The sequence below is a fragment of the Pseudomonas sp. SDO524_S393 genome, assembly GCF_054071875.1.
The window spans coordinates 1-2,063 of the sequence record NZ_JBSVVZ010000148.1 but is presented as its reverse complement, the minus strand read 5'-3'; the positions used below and the strand labels follow the sequence as shown (position 1 = coordinate 2,063).

Sequence of the window (2,063 nt, the reverse complement as noted above, 5' to 3'; positions counted from 1 at the left end):
ATGGGCCAGGCGGTTGGCCTGGCGGTTCAGCTCGGCATAACTGATCGACTGCTCGTCCAGGCACAGGGCAGCCGCGTCGGGGCGCTGTTGCACCTGGGCTTCGAACAACCGATGCACCGCCTGCTGAACCGAAGTCGCCGGGCCGCCGGCATTCCACTGGTGCAGCATGCGCACCTGCTCCTGGCGGTCGAGCAGCGCCAAGGCGCCAATCGGCTGCCGGGCATCGGCGACCACCGCCTGCAACAGGTGTTGCCAGTGTTGCGCCAGACGCGCCACGGTGGCCGCTTCGAACAGGTCGGAGGCATAACTCAGGGACGCCCACAGGCCGTCGGCGGACTCCTGGGTGTCGAGGCTCAAATCGAAATGGGCCGTGTGGCTGTCCCACTCCAGCCCTTCCACACGCAGGCCGGGCAATTGCTCGCCACGGGGTACGCGGGCTTCGGACTGATGGTTGAACATCACCTGGAACAGCGGGTTGAGGCTCAGGCTACGCTCCGGTTGCAGCGCTTCCACCAATTGCTCGAAGGGCAAGTCCTGGTGACTCTGGGCCTCCAGCGCCCGCTGTTTGACCTGGGCCAGCAGTTGCACAAAGCTCATCTGCCCGTCGATATCGGCCTTGAGCACCTGGGTGTTGACGAAGAAGCCGATCAGCCGCTCGGTCTCCACGCGGTTGCGGTTGGCGATCGGCACGCCGATACGAATGTCGGACTGCCCGCTGTAACGGTGCAACAGGGTCTGGAACGAAGCCAGCAACAGCATGAACAGGGTCACGCCTTCGCGCTGGGCCAGGGCCTTGAGACCGGCGACGATGCCGGCGTCGAGGTCGACGTCCAGGCGTGCGCCGCGATAGCTTTGCACTGCCGGGCGCGGATGGTCCAGCGGCAGCTCCAGCACCGGCTGTTCGCCGCCGAGCAGATGGCGCCAGTAGTTCAGTTGACGCTGTTGTTCACCAGCCTCCATCCAATCGCGTTGCCACAGGGCGTAGTCGGCGTATTGCAGTGGCATCGCCGGCAACTGCGCCGACCGGCCCTGGCTGAACGCGGCATACAGCTGCACCAGCTCATCGACCATCACCTGCATCGACCAGCCATCGGAAACGATATGGTGCTGCACCAGCACCAGCACATGCTCCTGCGCGCTCAGTTGCAACAGGCTGACCCGCAGCAACGGGCCCTGACGCAAGTCGAACGGCCTGGCGATTTCCGCCTCCACCCGCGCCTGCACCTGGGCCGGCGAGGCCTGTTCCAGCCGGGCCTCGTCCAGGGCCAGGGGAACCGGCGGCAAGATACGCTGCACGGTGCGCTCGCCTTCACTGACGAACACGGTGCGCAGGGTTTCATGGCGTTCCAGCAAGGTATCGAAGCTGCGCTGCAATGCCGCCCGGTCCAGTTGCCCGCTCAGGCGCAAGGCGTTGGGTACGTGGTAGGCGGCACTGTCGGGCTCCAGTTGCCAGAGGAACCACTGGCGTTCCTGGGCGTAGGACAGCGGCAACTCACGGTCACGGGGCACCGCCAACATCGGCGGGGCCAGCGGGGTCGCGTCCACGGCCTGCAAGGCCAGCACAAACCCTTCCAGTTGTGGCTGTTCGAACAGCGTGCGCAGGGCCACTTCGTGCCCCAGCAAGTGACGCACGCGGGAAATCACCTGCATGGCCAGCAACGAATGCCCGCCCATTTCAAAGAAATGATCGGTAAGCCCTACCCGCTCTGCGCCGAGCACATCGGCCCAGATCGCCGCAATCTGTTGCTGCAATTCGGTAACCGGCTCGACCCACACGCCCTGGGACTGCGCCGCGTCCGGCTGCGGCAGGCCCTTGCGGTCGAGCTTGCCGTTGGGCGTCAACGGCATTTGCGCCAGGAACATGAAATGCGCCGGCACCATGTAGTCCGGCAAGCGGGTCTTCAACGCACGGCGCAGTGCTTCACGGAACTCGACCTGGGCTGGGCCCGGCTCGGCCAACGCAGCGTCAGCCGGCACCACATAGGCCACCAGTTGCTTGCCGGTCGGGCCATCCTGGGCCACCACCACGGTTTCACCGACGCTGGCCTGCTCGCGCAGACGCG

General features: G+C 65.8%; 1 protein-coding gene. It reads right to left on the bottom strand.

The genetic code is table 11. The annotated features are described in order from the left end of the window. Positions 1-2,063: condensation domain-containing protein (locus ACW9IB_RS29405; protein ID WP_457416822.1), on the bottom strand; the 2,063-nt coding region annotated here is incomplete at both ends.